The organism is Sphingobium xenophagum (assembly GCF_031457465.1).
Lineage (GTDB): Bacteria > Pseudomonadota > Alphaproteobacteria > Sphingomonadales > Sphingomonadaceae > Sphingobium > Sphingobium xenophagum_A.
Genome location: NZ_JAVDWV010000033.1, coordinates 1 through 16714, shown reverse-complemented (window position 1 = coordinate 16714; position 16714 = coordinate 1). Strand labels below are relative to the sequence as shown.

The following is a 16714-nucleotide window of genomic DNA, read 5'->3' as shown; positions in this document are numbered from 1 at the left end:
AAGCGCCTTGCCAGTGCGATGAACGGCAATGCGCTCGTCGATCTGCGCAACATCTACCCCCTCGCCGAAGTCACAGAGGCGGGGTTCACGCTGGCGCGCGTCGGTGGTGGTGCGACCCAGTGATCAGGGTTCTATGATCTGGCCATGGCAGGAAGGGTCTGGCGATGACCGCTCCCTTCCCCGCTGGCATCATTGGATATTGGCGGCGCTTCTGATCGGGGTCGCGATGCTCGTCGTACCGATCTTTGCCGCCTTCGTCTGACGGGTCAGGCCTTGATCTTCCAGCCCCGGCGCAACAGGCCATAGCATAGCCCGCCGAAGATCAGGTTGAGCGTTAGCAGCACAATGCTGCCAACGACGATGTTGGTATCCGCCGCCGCGACGAAGCCATAGCGGAAGCCCGATATGATGTAGAAGAAGGGATTGGCATGGCTGATCGCCTGGAAGAAAGACGGTAGGCGATCAATCGAGTAAAAGGTGCCTGAGAGCAGCGCCAGCGGGCCGATCACGAAATTGGTGACCGCAGCGCCATGATCGAACTTTTCCGCCCATATTGAGGTCAGCACGCCCAGAAAAGCGATGAAGCTGGTGCCCAGCAAGCCGAACCAGACCACCGCCCATAGATGGGCCGGAGTCACATGAACGCCGGGCCACAGCGCCATCGCCCCCCACAAGGCGCAGCCCACGAACACCGCGCGCGTGACGGACGATCCAGCCAGCGCGAACAGCAATTCGCCCACGGAAATGGGTGGCATCAGATAATCGACAAGCGTGCCCTGCACCTTGCCCACCATCAGCGCGAAACTGGCATTGGCGAAGCAGGCGTTGATCATACCCATGACGATCAGGCCCGGCGCAATGAAATCGGCAAAGGGCACCGCCTCGCCGCGCAAGCCGACTGTCCGGCCGCTCCCACCCAGCGCGACGATGAAAATCACCAGGAACATCAGGGTCGTGATCGCCGGTGCCCATACCGTCTGGAGTTGCACCTTCAAGAAGCGATGCACCTCCTTGCGATACAGCGCCCAGGTTCCCGCCCAGTTGATGTTGCGGATCACGGGTACGCCGGGTTCGGCGAAGGGGGCGGCAACCGGGGTTGCGGGGGCAATTTTGGACTGGTCGTTCATGGTGGGATCGACTATCGGCTGGTGCGTTGTGCTGCAAGCGCGCCGTTCAAGGATTTGAACCTCACGCGCTCGTTCCCATATAGGGAGGCATATTGGAATTTGTGAGGAGTTTTTCATTGTCCTGGACCGACGAGCGTATCGACCAGCTCAAGGGGATGTGGGAGCGCGGCCTGACCGCCAGCCAAATCGCCGAAGAATTGGGCGGCGTCAGCCGCAATGCTGTGATTGGCAAGGCCCATCGCCTGGGCCTGCAATCGCGCCCGTCCCCCGTGAAGGCGAATGACGCGCCGAAGAAGGCTGCCGCTGCCCGCAAACCCGTGGCCGCTGTCGAAGCCGAAGCGCCCGCAGCGCGCCCCGCGCCCGCGCCGGTCGCTGCTGCAGCGCCTGTCCCGCCACGGGCCGCCGCGCCCAGCCCATCGCAGGTTGCTACGCCACCCAAGGTCGACCCTGTCGCCAATGATGCGCCAACACCGCCGCCCCAGCCCCGCATTGTTTCCGTCGGTCCCGGGGGATTCCTGCGCCAGGGGCCGGGCGATCAGCAGGCACCTATCCCGCCCGCGCCGCCGCGTCGCCTCGTCCCAGCCAAGCCCAGTGCCGAAATTGCCGACAAGACGTCGCTACTCGACCTGACCGAACGGATCTGCAAGTGGCCGATGGGCCATCCGGGCGAGCCGGACTTTCATTTTTGCGGAGAGGCGGTCAATCCGGGCTTCCCCTATTGCGTCGAACATTGTGGCCGCGCCTATCAGGCGCAACTACCGCGCGGCACGCGCCGGCCTCCGCCGCCTTTGCCATTTGGCGGCCCCCGCGTTCGTTAATCCATTGAAAAAAGGCCGCCCGAAAGGCGGCCTTTTTATTGTCCGATAGTATGGGGCGGAGGCGAAAGCCCCCGCCCTTTTTCGATCAGAAGCGGAAGCTGGTCGTAACCATGACACTCTGTGTATCGAACTTGTCGCCACGGTTCATGCTTGCGCCGCCCGATGGCGTGAGACGGAACGGGTTGCTCGCCGGCGCGCTGCCCGCACCGACATCGACGCGATAATCGTCGACATTATAGCGGGTCCACAGATAACGGGCGCCGATCGAGAAGTTATCGGACACCTTGGCTTCGATACCGCCGCCCATGGTGTAACCCCATGCGTCTTCCTTGGCATTCACTTCCGTGAAGCTGTTGGCCGCATTGTTGGTGGCAAAGCTGTTCTTCACCTTGGCATAGGCCAGACCGCCCGTGATGTAGGGCATGATGCCGCCGGGCGTGGTGTAACCCAGGCGCGCGCGCAGGTTGCCGTTCCAGTCAATCCGACGGGTCATTTCGTAAAATGCCGGGGTCGTCGAATATTCAGTCACGCTATCACTGATGTAAGCCTTGCCTGCTTCGGCGACCACACCAGCGACAATGCTGCCGAACTGGCGGTCGTAACCGACATGACCCATCCAACCGATCGCATCCTTGTCGCCCTTACAACCAAGGTCAGGGGTCGTGCCGCGCCGCGAACCGCCGCAGGTGCCCGGCGAAAAGGCGTTGGCACCCGTTCCGGTCCTGATGACGTCATTATATTCGCCGTCGCCATTGGCGTCGAACCGGATATGTTCTTCGCCGTCGCCCTTCTGCCAGTTATAGCCGAACGAACCGCCAACATAGGGGCCGGTCCAATCGACCGCGCCGCTGTCCTGCGCCATCACAGGGGTAGCCAGCACAAATGCCAGCGTGGCACCGAGCGGTGCAAAATGGCTCAACTTCATGTAAATTTCTCCTCGCCTGGGGGCATCAATAACCCTCTTGCACGGCGCTAACGGTTTGAATGCGGGGTTTGTTTCACGTTTCATCGTAAGTTTTTGTTGCTGTGCCGCATATGTCACAATGCTTGCGCGCCACGCCTGCCCGCCTATAGCTAGTGTATGTCCGAAGACCTGTTCGCTGCCGCACCATCGACCGCTCCGCAATATGATGCTTCCGCCATCGAGGTGCTGGAGGGGCTGGAGCCGGTGCGCCGCCGCCCCGGCATGTATATTGGCGGAACGGATGAGCGGGCACTGCACCATCTCGCGTCCGAAGTGCTAGACAACAGCATGGATGAAGCGGTGGCTGGCCACGCCACCCGGATCGAGATTACGCTGGAGCCCGGCAACCGGTTGACCATCACCGACAATGGCCGCGGCATTCCGGTCGATCCGCATCCCAAATTTCCCGGCAAGTCGGCGCTGGAAGTGATCATGACCACGCTCCATTCGGGCGGCAAATTCACGGACAAGGCTTATGCCACGTCAGGCGGATTGCATGGCGTGGGCATCAGTGTGGTCAACGCGCTGTCGAGCAATACTGTGGTCGAGGTCGCGCGGAACAAGGAACTGTTCCGCCAAAGCTTCTCCCAGGGGCTGCCCGTCACTGCGCTGGAAAAGGTCGGCGGCGCACCCAACCGGCGCGGCACGTCGGTCAGCTTCATTCCCGACACCGAAATCTTCGGCGAGCAGAAATTCAAGCCCGCGCGCCTGCATCGGCTGGCGCGGTCCAAGGCCTATCTGTTTGCGGGCGTCGAAATCCGCTGGAAATGCGCGCCGGAGCTGGTCAGCGACGATACGCCCACCGAAGCTGTCTTTCAGTTTCCCGGCGGCCTTGCCGATCATCTGAAGGAACAGGTCGGTGACCGCGAATGCGCGACGAGCGTGTTTTTTGCGGGCAATCAGGATTTTCCCGATGCCGCAGGGCGGGTCGAATGGGCCGTGGCCTGGCCGCTCTGGTCGGATGGCAGCTATAGCTGGTATTGCAACACCATTCCGACGCCCGATGGCGGCACGCACGAAGCCGGGATGCGCGCTGCGCTGGTCAAGGGCATTCGCGCCTTTGCCGACCTGGTGGGCCAGAAGAAGGCGAAGGACATCACCGCCGACGACATCATGACGTCATCGGAGATCATGCTGTCGGTCTTCATCCGCGAGCCGCAGTTCCAGAGCCAGACCAAGGATCGGCTGACATCACCGGAAGCGGCGCGGCTGGTGGAAAATGCCGTCCGCGATCATTTCGACCATTATCTGACCGACCATATGGACCGGGGCAAGGCGCTGCTCGCCTATGTGCTCGATCGCATGGACGAGCGTTTGAAGCGCAAGCAGGAGAAGGAGGTCAAGCGCAAGACCGCGACCAATTCGCGCAAGTTGCGCCTGCCCGGCAAGCTGACGGACTGTTCGAACGACGATCCCGAAGGCGCTGAAATCTTTTTGGTCGAAGGTGATTCCGCCGGCGGTTCCGCCAAGCAGGCACGCGACCGCAAGACGCAGGCGATCCTGCCCCTGCGCGGCAAGATCTTGAACGTCGCATCGGCCAATAATGCGAAGATCCTGGCCAATCAGGAAATCGCCGACATGATCCTGGCACTGGGCTGCGGCACGCGCAAGGACTGCAACCCCGATCATCTACGCTACGAGCGTATCGTCATCATGACCGACGCCGACGTCGATGGCGCGCATATCGCGACGCTGCTGATGACCTTCTTCTTCCAGGAGATGCCCGAACTGGTGCGGCGCGGCCATCTCTACCTCGCCCAGCCGCCGCTCTATCGCCTCGTCGCGGGTGGCAAGAGCGCCTATGCCAAGGATGACGCCCATCGCGAAGCACTAATGCAGACCAAGGAATTCAAGGGCAAGAAGGTCGATGTCAGCCGTTTCAAAGGGCTAGGCGAAATGAACCCGATGCAGTTGCGCGAAACCACCATGGACCCCAAGACGCGGATGCTGATCCGCATCACCCTGCCCGCTGATGTCGAGGAGCGCGCGGGGGTGCGTGACCTCGTCGATCGCCTGATGGGGACGAACCCAGCCCATCGCTTTGCGTTCATTCAGGAGAATGCGGCTGCGGTGGATGAAGAAGCGATTGATGCTTGAGGCGCGCTCAGGCTATCTTAAGCTCCTTTCCTTCAGGGGTGGGGTCGATCCCACGCTCTGCACCTGGACGATAGCCCCCACCCCCAACCCCTCCCCTGAAGGGGAGGGGCTTTGTCGGGGCGCATAGCCATGGTGGCGCGGCTCTTTGCGACGCTCTTGATCCTACTCAGTGTAGTCCTCCCCGCCTCGGCAGCACCTAGCCCAACCTATCAAGCCCGCGCCGAACAACTGGTCCGCATTCTCACCGCTCCCGGTGAAGAAACCGCCTATTTCTCGTCCCTCTTCCTTGACTCCGTCCCCGTAGATCGCTGGCGCGCCGTTGCTGCTGATTTGCGCGCGCAGCATGGCAAGCCGCTTACGCTGGGGGCCGTCCGGCAAGATAGCGCCACTGCTGGACAGGTCGAAATCCGTTATGAGCGGGCTACGGTCGGCTTCACGCTGGTTGTCGCTCCCCAGCCTCCGGGCCGCGTCGTGGGCTTAAGGATTGTCGGTGCGCGAACGGCCAATGATAGCATGGCCAAGGTCATGGCGGAGATCGCCGCCCTCCCCGGCGTGACCAGTTTCGCGGTTGCGACATTGGGCGACGGTCCGCCCCAGCTACGAGCGGCGCATCGCGCCGATGCCGCGATGGCCATCGGTTCCAGCTTCAAGCTGACCATCCTTTCCGAACTGGCGCGCGCGGTAGAAGCAGGCGAACGGCGATGGAGCGACTTCATTCCGCTCGGCCCGAAGAGTTTTTCCGGCCGTCTGCTGCACTGGCCAGACCGTGCGCCGATGACGCTGCACAGTCTCGCCACGGCAATGATTGCCGAAAGCGATAATAGCGCGACCGATACGCTGTTGCTGGCGCTGGGTCGCGACAAGGTGGACGCTATGCTCGTGACAACCGGCCATGCGAACCCGGATCAGGCGCTGCCCCTGCTCACCACCGCCGAAGCCTTTGCGCTTAAAATGCCCGCCAATGGCGATCTGCGGCGGCGCTATGCCACAGCAGCGCCCGACGCGCGCCGGGCGCTGCTGCAGGAAGCCGCGTCCCGCCTGACCGCCGACAAGGTGGATGTCGGCAGTGTCGCCGAAACCCCGACCGCGATCGAAGAGATCGAATGGTTCGCCAGTGCGACCGACATGATCGCGCAGCTCGATTGGCTACGTAATCATGGCGGCGACGCATTGCCGATCATGGCGGTCGAACCCGGAATCGCCCCTGCCGATGCGCGGCGCTGGGCCTATCTCGGCTATAAGGGGGGCAGCGAACCGGGGGTGATGGCCATGAACTTCCTTGCACGGCGGCAGGACGGACAATGGCGCGCCATCAGCGCAAGCTGGAACAATAGCGCCGCCCGTCTGGACGAAGCGCGGTTCGTGGCGTTGATGACCCGCGCGCTCAACTTGCTGGCCGAATAAGCGTCAGCCTATGGTCAGGCCAGCAGCGCCTCGACCAGCGCCTTGACCTTCTTTTGCCGCCATTGCGGCAAGGGCGCGATCAACCAATAGCTGAGCAAACTCGGCATCGCCTCCGCCACCTGCCGCACCCGGCCTGCCGCCAGATCGGCCTGCGCCAGCAGCAAGGGCACGCGCGCCCGGCCAAAGCCATTGGCCGCCGCCTCGATCGCCAGCCCGCCATCGGCGACACGGATGATCGCGGGCTTGTCCCCCGCCGGGCAGCCGGGCCAGTCGATCCGCTGTTCCGGGCCACCTTGGGCGGCTTCCACCGTGACGAAGGTCGCCTCGCCCAGCTTCACGCCCTCATGCTCGCCCGCCGCATCGGTCAGGCGCAGCGCAAGGTCGAGATTGGCTTCGGTAAAGTCCAGCGCTTCGTCCGCTGCGATCAATTGGAACGTGAGATCCGGCTGGTGCGCGGCATAGGCGGCCAGGCGCGGCTGGAGCCATTTGGCGGTGATGTCGCGCGGCGCGGCGATGGTTAGTGCGCTGCTCGCCTGGCCTGCCTGCATCGCCCGCACGGCATCTTCAAACTCCAGGAAGCCGGCGCGCAGGGCATCGAGGCCCGCTTCGGTTTCCGGCGTGAGTTCCAATCCCTTGGGCGTGCGGCGGAACAGCACCACGCCCAGCAAGTCCTCCAGCGCGCGAATTTGCTGACCGACCGCCGCAGGCGTCACGGCCAGTTCGTCCGCCGCGCGCGTGAACGACAGATGCCGTGCCGCCGCGTCCAGCACGCGCAGGCCGTTGAGCGGCAAATGCGTCCGCTTCATTCGGCCACCGCAGGCGCAATCAGCGCGAAATGGGGGATGGCGACCTCGAACGTCTCGCCGCTGACGCCGATCATGCGATAGCTGCCCTTCATCGACCCGGTCGGGGTGTTGAGCGGGCAGCCGGAGACATAGTCATAGCTTTTGCCCGGCTGCACCACCGGCTGTTCGCCGACTACGCCGTCGCCATCGACCCGATGCTGGGCGCCGCGCCCGTCCGTGATGACCCAGTGCCGGGTCAGCAACTGAACCGGCTGCGTGCCCTGATTTTCAATGCGGATATGATAGGCCCAGAACCAGCGGCCCCGGTCCGGCTCCGACTGTTCGGGCAGGAAGGAGACGGCGACATGGACGATGACATCCTGCGTCTTGGCGTGGAAGGGGAAAAGTGCGTTCACGGCCTTACGAATGCGCCCTTACCCCCTCGCCCGTCAACGCCCGATCGTCCGCAACGCCTGATCGAGATCGGCGATCACATCGTCCGCATCCTCCAGCCCGACATTGAGGCGCAGCATGTCTTCGGTGATGCCGACCTCCAGCCGCGCAGCTTCCGCCATGCCAAAATGCGTGGTCGAGGCTGGATGCGTCATCAGCGATCGCGAATCGCCGATATTGTTGCTGATATCGACCAGTTGCAGCCCGTTGAGCAGCCCATGCGCCTCGGCCCGTCCGCCGCCGACATAGAGCGAGAAGATCGGCCCGGCCATCTCCATCTGGCGCATCGCCAGCGCATGTTGCGGGTGGCTCTCCAGCCCCGGATACAGCACCTTGGCGACGCGGCCTTCCAGAAATTTGGCTACCTTGAGCGCATTCTCGCTCTGCCGCCTGATCCGCAGGTCCAGCGTCTCCAGCCCCTTGAGCACGACCCAGGCGTTGAACGCGCTCAGCGTCGGCCCGGTGTTGCGGTGGAAGGGCAGCAGCGTGTTGGTGATCCATTCCCGCGTGCCGCAGATCGCGCCCGCCAGCACCCGGCCCTGCCCGTCCATCATCTTGGTCGCGCTATAGGCGACCACGTCCGCGCCGAACTCCATCGGCCGCTGCAGCGCGGGGGTGGCGAAGGCATTATCGACCACGCTGGTGATGCCATGCGCCTTGGCGATGGCGCAGATCGCCGCCATGTCCGCAACGTCCATCGTCGGATTGGCGGGGGTTTCGAAGAAGAAGACTTTGGTATTGGGCCGGATCGCGGCTTCCCAGGCCGCATTGTCGGTGGCGTCGACCGTGGTCGTTTCGATGCCGAATTTGGGCAAAAGCGTGTCGGTCAGCCAGCGGCAGGAGCCGAACAGCGCCTTGCCTGCGACGACATGGTCGCCCGCCGACAATTGGCACAGCAAGGCGGCCGTCATCGCCGCCATGCCTGTCGCAGTGGCGCGGCAGGCCTCGGCGCCTTCCAGCAGCGCGATACGCTGTTCCAGCATCTCAACCGTGGGGTTTTGCAGGCGGCTATAGGTCATGCCCTGCTGCTCACCAGCAAAGCGCGCAGCGGCATCCTCCGCCCGGTCATAGCAATAGCCGCTGCTCAGGAAGAGCGCTTCGGACGTTTCGCCATATTCGGTGCGCGCCGTTCCGCCCCGCACCGCGATCGTCGCGGGCTTCCAATGTTTGGTGATTTCGGGGTCTTGCCCGCTTTTCCGCTTCATCGTCTGTTCCTCAGTCCAGCGCCGCCAGCACCGCGTCACCCATTTGCACCGTATTCATCGTGCCGCCCAGATCGGGGCTGCGCGCGCCGTTTGCCAGCGCCTTGGCGACGGCCCGTTCGATCCGGTCGGCCTGATCGGCCATCCCCAGCGAATAGCGCAGCAGCATCGCGGCCGACAGCACCGTCGCGAGCGGATTGGCCTTACCGGTGCCCGCAATGTCAGGCGCAGAGCCGTGGATCGGTTCATACAGCCCTTGTCCGCTACCATTGAGCGTTGCGGACGCCAGCATCCCGATCGATCCGACGCACATGCTTGCCTGATCCGACAAAATGTCGCCGAACAGGTTGCCGGTGACGATCACATCGAACTGGCCGGGGTTGCGGACCAGCTGCATCGCGGCATTGTCCACATACATGTGGCTCAATGCGACGTCGGGATAGTCGGCCGACACTTCGATCACCACGTCGCGCCACAATTGGCTGGTTTCCAGCACATTGGCCTTGTCCACCGAACAAAGCTTGCCGCGCCGGGCGCGGGCGGCCTGGAAACCGGCATGGGCGATGCGGCGCACCTCGCCCTCATTATAGGACATGACGTCATAGCCTTCGCGCTGGCCATCGGCGGTGGTGCGGAAGCCCTTTTCGCCGAAATAGACATCGCCATTGGTCTCGCGCACGATCAGCAGGTCGATCGCGCCTGCGACTTCGGGCTTGAGCGCAGATTCGCCGGCCAGTTCGGGAAAGACCTTGGCCGGGCGGAGGTTGGAGAAGAGGCCGAGTTCCTTGCGCAGGCCCAAAATCGCCTGTTCCGGGCGCAAATGGCGTTCCAGCGCGTCGCAATCAGGATCGCCGACCGCGCCAAAGAGGATAGCGTCGGCCCGTTTGGCGATCTCCAGCGTTTCAGGCGGGAGCGGATGACCGACCGCCTTGTAAGCGGCACCGCCGACCAACCCATGCTCATAGGTGAGGCCGTCGATCGCCAGCGCGTCCAGCACCCGCTTCGCCTGATCGACGATTTCGGGGCCGATGCCATCTCCGGGGAACAGGGCGATCAACATGGGAAGCTCCTTACCAAATAGGTCGCTTGCCCCTTATGGAAGCAGGGGCAGTCAGGCAACCGCCCTTTTCAGGCGATCGACCAGCCTTTCCCGCGCGGCCAATATGTCGACGCGCCGATCGGTCAGGACCGAACGCTCCAGGAAGAAGCCGGTCAGGGCAAAGCCATCCATGATGTCGGCCCATTCGCCGGTCCCGCCCGCCAGCAGGAAGGACGGCAGCGGCAGGAGCAAATGTTCATAGCCGACCGCGCCTGCACGGCTGACCGCCGCCGCGCTGCGCGGGCTGACATAAGCGAGATCGTCGGCATCGCCCAAAGCGGCGCATCGGCTGAGGTCGAGGCCAAAGCCGAGTTCCGCCAACAACAGCAATTCATAGCGTACCAACGCGACCGCCCAGCCGCGTGCCGCCGGTGCCGCCTCGATGGCACCCAGGACGCCGTCGAGCGCGCGATATAGCGCAGGATGGGGCGTGCCTTCGGACAGAGCCGCGGCGGTCAGCGCGCAACTCCAGTCGATGGCGGCGGCAGGCAAAGGTTCGGCATAGAGCGGCGCGCGGCTGTGCGCCATTTCGACCGTCAGCCCGGCGAGTTGATCCTCGGTCCGGGCGCGGAATGTCGCCATGACGCTGTTGCCCGGCAATAGCACGGGTCGCATCAGGCGGGATCGTCCACCGCGCACATAGCCTGCAACCAGACCATGGTCGGGGGTCAGCAGGCGGGCAATGGCCCCATGTTCGCCATGGGGACGCAAGGCGCAGACGAGAGCGGGGGTGACCAGCGTTGGCACCAATCGGCCTTAGCTACGCATCCGCCCGCTATCCTGTCGGCTTACTTGGTCGAATATTGGCCCGGTTCGGCCTTGAAATTATCACGCGCATAGGCGCGGGCAGCCGAGGCCGACTTGAAAATCTCATCCTGCATCGTCGCGGTGACGATCGGATAGCCCTGCGAATTGAAGCGGGTGTCGCGGACGGTCAGGCGGAATGCGCCTTCTTCATTCTTGCTGATCAAAAATGGTTTGAGGGTTTCCCTGCTCATAATGTGCCTTTCAGTAGAGAGTAACGATAAAGAGCCGGACGATGCGATCGGCACCGTCCGGCTAACTGTCAGTCGACCATATCGGCCACGATTTTCTTCAATTCGTGGTTGCTCAACAGGCCGGTCAACGGCGATGCGACGCGGTGGGTCGGCGAAAGGCGATCAAGCCCATGAGCAAGCGAAGAACGGGTAGAGGAAGGAAAAATAATAGTCATCGAATCCTGGACGGCCTTTGCCGCCATAAAATGAACATGCGGCGTGCAATAACGAACGCATGGCTAGAGTGTCGCCGGAGCGACCCATGAACTGAAGAGAAGCGAAGGCTTCGAGACAGACCCCGTCCACGCACAATAAGGGCCGGAGGAGGAAACATAGATCGTCTTCAAAGGACGTCAGCCCATTGCATGTAGCATAATGTACGAGAATTGCAACTGGCTGGCCTTTGCTGCCTCAGCCGTGAAAATAGTCATAGACCTGCTGCGCTACCGCCGTGGAGACGCCGGGCGCGCGTGCCAGATCTTCCAGCGCGGCATCGCGGACGGCGCGGGCAGTGCCGAAATGCATCAGCAGCGCCTTCTTGCGAGCGGGGCCGATGCCCGGCACCTCATCCAGCGAACTGACGGTGATCGCCTTGCTTCGTTTGGCACGATGCGCGCCGATGGCGAAGCGATGCGCTTCGTCACGCAGCCGTTGCAGGTAGAAGAGGACAGGATGGTTGATCGGGAAGGTGACTTCGCGGCCGTCCATCAGGTGGAAGACTTCGCGGCCATCCCGGCCATGATGCGGCCCCTTGGCAACGCCGATCATGGTGACGTCCTCAATGCCCATTTCCTCCAGCATCGTCCGCGCCGCCGATAGCTGGCCCTTGCCGCCGTCGATCAGGACAAGGTCGGGCCATTCGCCGCTGTCGCGATCCGGGTCTTCGCGCTGGGCGCGACCGAAGCGCCGTTCGAACATATCCCGCATCATCGCGAAATCATCGTTCGAGATGACGGGGTCTTTCATGTTGAACTTGCGATAGGCGTTCTTGCGGAAGCCTTCCGGCCCCGCGACGACCATCGCGCCCAGCGCATGGGCACCCTGGATATGGCTGTTGTCGTAGATTTCGATACGGTCAGGAATGCCGTCCAGCCCGAAGGCCTCGACCATGTCGTCCAGCACTTTGCCCTGGCTGGTGGTTTCTGCGAGGCGACGGTCTAGCGCTTCGACCGCGTTGCGCTGCGCCTGTTTGATCAGGCGGGTGCGGTCGCCGCGTTGGGGGACTTCGATGCGGACCTTGCTGCCGATGCGTTCGGTCAGGGCCTGAGCGATCAGATCGCATTCGGCGGGCGCGCGATCGGTCAGCACCAGCTTGGGTGGCGGCACTTCCTCGTAAAATTGCGCCATGAAGCTGGCCAGCACTTCATCCTCGGCAACTTCGGCGGTGTGGACCGGGAAGAAGCTGCGATGGCCCCAATTTTGCCCGCCGCGAATGAAGAAGGCCTGGATACACATCGCCCCGCCCTTTGCCGCCAGCGCGAAAATGTCGGCGTCACCCAGCCCCTCGGCATTGATCGCCTGGCTCCCCTGAATGAAAGTCAGTGCCTTGAGACGGTCGCGAATGACGGCGGCCTGTTCAAAGTCCATCGCGTCGGACGCCGCCTGCATCGCGGTGCCGAGCTTCTTCTGGACGGCGGTGGACTTGCCACCCAAGAAGTCCTGCGCATCGCGGACCAGTTCGGCATAGCCGTCCGGGTCGATCCGATCGACGCAGGGGGCCGAGCAGCGCTTGATTTGATAGAGCAGACAGGGGCGCGAACGGTTGGCGAAGAAACTGTCGGTGCAGGAGCGCAGCAGGAACAGCTTTTGCAGCGCGTTGATGGTGCGCGTGACCGAACCTGCACTGGCGAATGGGCCATAATAGCGGCCCTGCGCCTTGCGCGCGCCACGGTGCTTCTGGACGCGGGGGAAGGCATGGTCTTCGCGCAGCAGGATGAAGGGGAAGCTTTTATCGTCGCGCAGCAGGACGTTGTAGGGCGGGCGATAGCGCTTGATCAGTTGCGCTTCCAGCAGCAGCGCTTCCGCCTCGCTATTGGTGGTGACGATGGTCATGCTGCGCGTCTGCGCGACCATGCGTTGCAGGCGGCGTGGCAGCCGATCGACCTGGGTATAGTTGGCGACGCGATTCTTGAGCGCGCGGGCCTTGCCGACATAGAGCACATCGCCGCGCGCATCGTGCATCCGATAGACACCGGGCCGGGTCGGCAGCGTCTTGAGCGTGGTGCGGATCGCCTCGACCCCCTGATCGAGATCGGGCGCGCCGGACCCGCGCACCGTGTAGCTTGCCTTGTCTTCGTTGAAACGGTCGGGAGATTGGGGTTGCGACATGGGGATGAAATAGCGTGCGCGGCCGGGATCGCAATGGCCGTGAAATAGGAAGCCGCGCCTTTAGAGCCGGATGACTTGAGGTTAACCCCATTTCGTCATTGCGAGCGAAGCGAAGCAATCCATTGTGGTGCCGGTGGATTGCTTCGCTGCGCTCGCAATGACGATTAGACTTCAAGTCATCGCACTCTAGCTTCGCATATTTCCCGCAGAATCGGACATTTTATGTCCCAACCCTGATCCTATCGGAAAGGGAGCGAGATTGCGCGGTGGCATGGTTATGGCACAGATTGGCGCGTGTAGGACAGGGCCGTTCTGTCCCGCCGGGCCGCAACGCAAAAGGGCCAGGGTTGCCCCCGGCCCTCTTGTGTTTCGATGAAGCAGACCGATCAGTTGATCGTGCCAAGTCCCGTGATCGCGCGGTCGACCAGCGCCTTGTCGGCCTGCGCATCATGACCCTGGGCGATCAGAACCGCGGCGGCCGTGGTGGCCGCATTCACGGCCTTGGCACGAATGGCGATGATGGCGGCGCGTTCGGCGGCACCGATCTTGTCCTCAGCCATTTTCTGGCGGCGGACGATCAGCGCATCGGCGTTTACCTTGGCGTCGGCGATCAGCCCTTCGGCTTCATGCTCGGCGGCCTTGCGCATGGCTTCGGCTTCACCGGCTGCAGCGGCCAGCTTCGCTTCATATTCGCCCTTGAGCGCTTCGGCTTCGGCGCGCAGCCGGGTGGCTTCGGCAAGCTGTTCCTTGATCTGCGCGATCCGGCCATCCAGTACGCCGCCGATCAGGGCAGGCACCTTCTTGAACAGCAGGATGGCGATGAATGCCGCCATGGCGAGGCTCACCCAGGCGGTTGCGTCCATGCCGACCGCTTCCGGGTCGGTGTGGGGGACCACGCCTTCATGCGCGACGGTGCCGACCGGCTCCAGCCCTTCGGAATGGATTGCCTGATTGAAGGTCGGGGGCGTTTCCGCCGAATGCTGTGCTGCTGCCTCAGCCATGGGCCAGTGCCGCCTTTACTGCGTTACGGGCTGCATCGTCCGACGCTTCCACGCCGGAAATGCGAGCCACCATGTCGCGCGCTGCTTCGGCGGCGACGGTTTCGATTTCTGCCAGGGCTGCGGTGGAGGCAGCCTGGATGCGGGCTTCGGCAGCCGCGATCTTCGTGGCAACCTCCGCATCGGCGGCGGCAAGTTTGATTTCGGAAGCCTTGGCGGCTTCGCTCTTCGCCTTGGCCAGCATCGCCTGCGCGGCGGTGCGGCTTTCCGCGTCACGGACACGATAGTCCGCTTCGGCTTCGTCGGCACGGGCAAAGGCAGCCTTTGCCGCGTCCAGATCACCACTGATCTTCGCGTCGCGCGCGTCTGCCGTCCCCTGCACCTTGGGCACCATGCCGAGGCCGATGACGAAGAACACGAAGCCGAAGGTCAGCAGCAGCCAGAAAATCTGGCTGGAGTAGGTTTCGGCAATTTGCGCGATTTGAGGCATTTTTTCCGTCCGATCAGGGCGCGGTCAATAGTGCGGGACGAGCGTGGCGGCGTGAGGGCCACCCTGCCCGTCCCGTAAGGCGTGTCAGGCCACGAACACCAGGATCATGGCGATAACGAACGCCAGCAGACCCAGAAGTTCCGCCGCGGCGAAACCGATGAACAGACGACCCTGCTGGCCATCAGCGGCACCCGGATTGCGCAGTGCGCCTTCGAGGAACGCGCTGAACACGTTGCCCACACCGAGGGCAGCGATGCCCGCACCGATGGCGGCCAGGCCAGCACCGAGCAGCTTTGCGGCTTCTGCGTCCATGTCGTAAACTCCTTCGTTAGAATATAGTGATTGTTGACGAAACTAGATGAAACTCAGTGCAGGTTCTCGGCATCGTTGAGATAGACCGAAGTCAGCAGCGCGAACACATAGGCCTGGATGACCGCGACCAGCATTTCCAGCGCGCTGATGCCAATCATCAGGATGAAGCTGGCGGTGCCGACCGTCAAACCGAGAGCGGGCGATGCATTTGCGCTGTTGATGACGAAGCCCGCGAGAACCTTCAGCAGAACGTGGCCAGCGGTCATCGCGACGAACAGTCGCAGGCCCAGGCTGAACGGACGCACCATGAAGGAGACGAGTTCGATAAGGAAAAGCGGCCCAACCATCAGCGCGGGCGTGCCGTGCGGAATGAAGAGCGAGAAGAAGTGGAAGCCATGCTTGGCGAAGCCGACGATCAGGACGATCGAGAAGCTCATGATAGCCAATACGCCGGTCGCGGTGAAATGGCTGGTGAAGGTGAAGGGATGAAGCCCGACCAGACCCAGCGGCAGCAGACCCAGCAGGTTCGCCAGCAGGATGAACATGAACAGCGAGAAGACGTAAGGGATGTATTTCTTGCCGCCCTCGCCGACGTTGGCGATCAGCAGATTCTTGATGAAGCCGGTCATATATTCGACCGCCATCTGCCAGCGACCCGGCACCAGTTCGCGCTTCATGCCGCCGATCACGAAGATCCACAGCACCACAGCGGCCAGCACCATATAGAGCGCGCTGTTGGTGAAGGCGATGTTGAAACCGCCGAGCGAAAGCTGATCCGTACCGAACAAGGGTTCGATCGCAAACTGGTGCATCGGATCGATTTTGCCGGATTCTGCCACGCTGGACCCCTGTAACGTCTTGCCGTCGGACTAAGAAGAAAGCGTCCCTTATTGCGGGGGACGCTTTATCGTCGTCAATCTGATGATGTTCCTGAACGCCGCCACGATCCCAAGACCGAGAAAGACAAGCAGGAGCCATGGGGATGTGCCGAGCAGCCGGTCCAAAACCCAGCCGATCAACGCACCGCCGACAAGACCGCCGATCAGTTCTGCAAGAACCCTGTTGCCGAGGCGAGACCCATCGTCCGCCGCTTGCTCAGTAGCCCCCTGCCTGACCTTTTCGACAGATTCGGCCCGTGCGATCCGCTCTTCCAACGAAGCGATCCGCGCGTCTTCCCCTGCCGGGTCCTGTCCGGGTGTCTCCGCAACCATGTTCGTCCTCCACCGGGGGTTGACCCCTTATGGCAGGCGGCATGGCGCTTGCGGCTGCACCCGTCAAGGCGCGGCCCGTTTAGAAAGGCGATGGCGGATAGTCAACCATGGTTGGGCCAGAGAATGAAGCCCTGGACGAAGGAAGGAGAAAAGTCCGCCAGAGCGGGATTTTACAAGCCACCAGATCAAACCATAATCCTCCCCTGCAAGGGGAGGGGGACCGTTTGCGTAGCTGATGGTGGAGGGGTGTCGCGCTCTCGATAGGGTGACACCCCTCCGTCTGGCCTGCGGCCAGCCACCTCCCCTTAAAGGGCAGGGCTATCGCATATGACCAAGCATTGAGAGAAGGAATGCATCGTTCCACCCTGCTCGTTTGATTTTGCCTTTGA

At 62.8% G+C, this 16714-nt stretch carries 19 protein-coding genes; 4 read left to right on the top strand and 15 right to left on the bottom strand.

The window, feature by feature from the left end; all coding sequences use genetic code 11:
- Positions 1-133 precede the first annotated feature (133 nt).
- The gene (locus J2W40_RS20070) at positions 134-262 is read left to right on the top strand and encodes a hypothetical protein (RefSeq protein ID WP_310227732.1); all 129 of its coding nucleotides are present in this window, start codon (positions 134-136) and stop codon (positions 260-262) included.
- 4 nt (positions 263-266) lie between these two features.
- On the opposite strand, the gene J2W40_RS20065 is transcribed toward J2W40_RS20070, so the two are convergent.
- Positions 267-1127 (bottom strand): ABC transporter permease, encoded by an 861-nt coding sequence (locus J2W40_RS20065; protein WP_310227731.1) that lies wholly within the window; start codon positions 1125-1127, stop codon positions 267-269.
- Between the two features lie 116 nt (positions 1128-1243).
- Here J2W40_RS20065 and J2W40_RS20060 point away from each other — a divergent pair, with 116 nt between their 5' ends.
- Complete coding sequence (locus J2W40_RS20060) at positions 1244-1945, top strand: GcrA family cell cycle regulator (protein WP_310227730.1); 702 nt, start codon at positions 1244-1246, stop codon at positions 1943-1945.
- 85 nt (positions 1946-2030) lie between these two features.
- Here J2W40_RS20060 and J2W40_RS20055 read toward each other — a convergent pair whose 3' ends face one another.
- Positions 2031-2870: an outer membrane protein gene (locus tag J2W40_RS20055; RefSeq protein WP_310227729.1), complete on the bottom strand. Its 840-nt coding sequence runs from the start codon at positions 2868-2870 to the stop codon at positions 2031-2033.
- Positions 2871-3026: 156 nt separating this feature from the next.
- On the opposite strand from J2W40_RS20055, the gene parE reads away from it, so the two are divergent.
- Both parE and J2W40_RS20045 read left to right on the top strand, forming a co-directional pair.
- Complete coding sequence (parE, locus tag J2W40_RS20050) at positions 3027-5006, top strand: DNA topoisomerase IV subunit B (RefSeq protein ID WP_310227728.1); 1980 nt, start codon at positions 3027-3029, stop codon at positions 5004-5006.
- 111 nt (positions 5007-5117) lie between these two features.
- Entirely contained in the window at positions 5118-6410 is a 1293-nt protein-coding gene (locus tag J2W40_RS20045) for a serine hydrolase (RefSeq protein ID WP_310227727.1), read from the top strand.
- 14 nt (positions 6411-6424) lie between these two features.
- Here J2W40_RS20045 and J2W40_RS20040 read toward each other — a convergent pair whose 3' ends face one another.
- The 13 genes from J2W40_RS20040 to J2W40_RS19980 all read right to left on the bottom strand — a co-directional run bounded on the left by J2W40_RS20040 (position 6425) and on the right by J2W40_RS19980 (position 16325).
- Positions 6425-7216 carry a LysR family transcriptional regulator gene (locus J2W40_RS20040; protein ID WP_310227726.1) on the bottom strand — a complete coding sequence of 264 codons (792 nt, stop codon included), beginning with the start codon at positions 7214-7216 and terminating at the stop codon, positions 6425-6427.
- Positions 7213-7611, bottom strand: coding sequence for a Co2+/Mg2+ efflux protein ApaG (gene apaG, locus J2W40_RS20035; RefSeq protein ID WP_043151500.1), 399 nt, complete (start codon positions 7609-7611; stop codon positions 7213-7215). Before apaG ends, J2W40_RS20040 begins: the two co-directional genes overlap by 4 nt.
- A 33-nt stretch (positions 7612-7644) precedes the next feature.
- Positions 7645-8853, bottom strand: a complete 1209-nt coding sequence (gene metZ / locus J2W40_RS20030; protein ID WP_310227725.1) for an O-succinylhomoserine sulfhydrylase — start codon at positions 8851-8853, stop codon at positions 7645-7647.
- Positions 8854-8863: 10 nt separating this feature from the next.
- Positions 8864-9910 (bottom strand): 3-isopropylmalate dehydrogenase, encoded by a 1047-nt coding sequence (gene leuB / locus J2W40_RS20025; protein WP_310227724.1) that lies wholly within the window; start codon positions 9908-9910, stop codon positions 8864-8866.
- Between the two features lie 51 nt (positions 9911-9961).
- Positions 9962-10696: a DNA repair protein RecO gene (gene recO, locus J2W40_RS20020; RefSeq protein ID WP_310227723.1), complete on the bottom strand. Its 735-nt coding sequence runs from the start codon at positions 10694-10696 to the stop codon at positions 9962-9964.
- 41 nt (positions 10697-10737) lie between these two features.
- A complete protein-coding gene (locus J2W40_RS20015) occupies positions 10738-10947 on the bottom strand; it encodes a hypothetical protein (RefSeq protein WP_037475622.1) in 210 nt (69 codons plus the stop codon).
- A 68-nt stretch (positions 10948-11015) separates the two neighbouring features.
- Positions 11016-11189: a hypothetical protein gene (locus tag J2W40_RS20010; protein WP_310227722.1), complete on the bottom strand. Its 174-nt coding sequence runs from the start codon at positions 11187-11189 to the stop codon at positions 11016-11018.
- Between the two features lie 208 nt (positions 11190-11397).
- Positions 11398-13314 (bottom strand): excinuclease ABC subunit UvrC, encoded by a 1917-nt coding sequence (gene uvrC, locus J2W40_RS20005; protein WP_310227721.1) that lies wholly within the window; start codon positions 13312-13314, stop codon positions 11398-11400.
- A gap of 386 nt (positions 13315-13700) precedes the next feature.
- Positions 13701-14315 carry a F0F1 ATP synthase subunit B family protein gene (locus J2W40_RS20000; protein ID WP_310227720.1) on the bottom strand — a complete coding sequence of 205 codons (615 nt, stop codon included), beginning with the start codon at positions 14313-14315 and terminating at the stop codon, positions 13701-13703.
- The gene (locus tag J2W40_RS19995; protein WP_069066327.1) at positions 14308-14802 is read right to left on the bottom strand and encodes a F0F1 ATP synthase subunit B family protein; all 495 of its coding nucleotides are present in this window, start codon (positions 14800-14802) and stop codon (positions 14308-14310) included. Before J2W40_RS19995 ends, J2W40_RS20000 begins: the two co-directional genes overlap by 8 nt.
- A gap of 84 nt (positions 14803-14886) precedes the next feature.
- Positions 14887-15114, bottom strand: a complete 228-nt coding sequence (locus J2W40_RS19990) for a F0F1 ATP synthase subunit C (protein ID WP_006961951.1) — start codon at positions 15112-15114, stop codon at positions 14887-14889.
- Between the two features lie 53 nt (positions 15115-15167).
- A complete protein-coding gene (locus J2W40_RS19985; RefSeq protein ID WP_310227719.1) occupies positions 15168-15953 on the bottom strand; it encodes a F0F1 ATP synthase subunit A in 786 nt (261 codons plus the stop codon).
- A gap of 48 nt (positions 15954-16001) precedes the next feature.
- Positions 16002-16325, bottom strand: a complete 324-nt coding sequence (locus tag J2W40_RS19980; protein ID WP_310227718.1) for an AtpZ/AtpI family protein — start codon at positions 16323-16325, stop codon at positions 16002-16004.
- Positions 16326-16714 lie beyond the last annotated feature (389 nt).

Excerpts from the sequence above, each read along its gene's own strand:
- J2W40_RS20070 (WP_310227732.1), top strand. The coding sequence starts at position 134 with ATGATCTGGCCATGGCAGGAAGGGTCTGGCGATGACCGCTCCCTTCCC.
- J2W40_RS20065 (WP_310227731.1), bottom strand. The coding sequence starts at position 1,127 with ATGAACGACCAGTCCAAAATTGCCCCCGCAACCCCGGTTGCCGCCCCC.
- J2W40_RS20055 (WP_310227729.1), bottom strand. The coding sequence starts at position 2,870 with ATGAAGTTGAGCCATTTTGCACCGCTCGGTGCCACGCTGGCATTTGTG.
- parE (WP_310227728.1), top strand. The coding sequence starts at position 3,027 with ATGTCCGAAGACCTGTTCGCTGCCGCACCATCGACCGCTCCGCAATAT.
- J2W40_RS20040 (WP_310227726.1), bottom strand. The coding sequence starts at position 7,216 with ATGAAGCGGACGCATTTGCCGCTCAACGGCCTGCGCGTGCTGGACGCG.
- metZ (WP_310227725.1), bottom strand. The coding sequence starts at position 8,853 with ATGAAGCGGAAAAGCGGGCAAGACCCCGAAATCACCAAACATTGGAAG.
- leuB (WP_310227724.1), bottom strand. The coding sequence starts at position 9,910 with ATGTTGATCGCCCTGTTCCCCGGAGATGGCATCGGCCCCGAAATCGTC.
- J2W40_RS20015 (WP_037475622.1), bottom strand. The coding sequence starts at position 10,947 with ATGAGCAGGGAAACCCTCAAACCATTTTTGATCAGCAAGAATGAAGAA.
- J2W40_RS20010 (WP_310227722.1), bottom strand. The coding sequence starts at position 11,189 with ATGGCGGCAAAGGCCGTCCAGGATTCGATGACTATTATTTTTCCTTCC.
- uvrC (WP_310227721.1), bottom strand. The coding sequence starts at position 13,314 with ATGTCGCAACCCCAATCTCCCGACCGTTTCAACGAAGACAAGGCAAGC.
- J2W40_RS20000 (WP_310227720.1), bottom strand. The coding sequence starts at position 14,315 with ATGGCTGAGGCAGCAGCACAGCATTCGGCGGAAACGCCCCCGACCTTC.
- J2W40_RS19995 (WP_069066327.1), bottom strand. The coding sequence starts at position 14,802 with ATGCCTCAAATCGCGCAAATTGCCGAAACCTACTCCAGCCAGATTTTC.
- J2W40_RS19990 (WP_006961951.1), bottom strand. The coding sequence starts at position 15,114 with ATGGACGCAGAAGCCGCAAAGCTGCTCGGTGCTGGCCTGGCCGCCATC.
- J2W40_RS19980 (WP_310227718.1), bottom strand. The coding sequence starts at position 16,325 with ATGGTTGCGGAGACACCCGGACAGGACCCGGCAGGGGAAGACGCGCGG.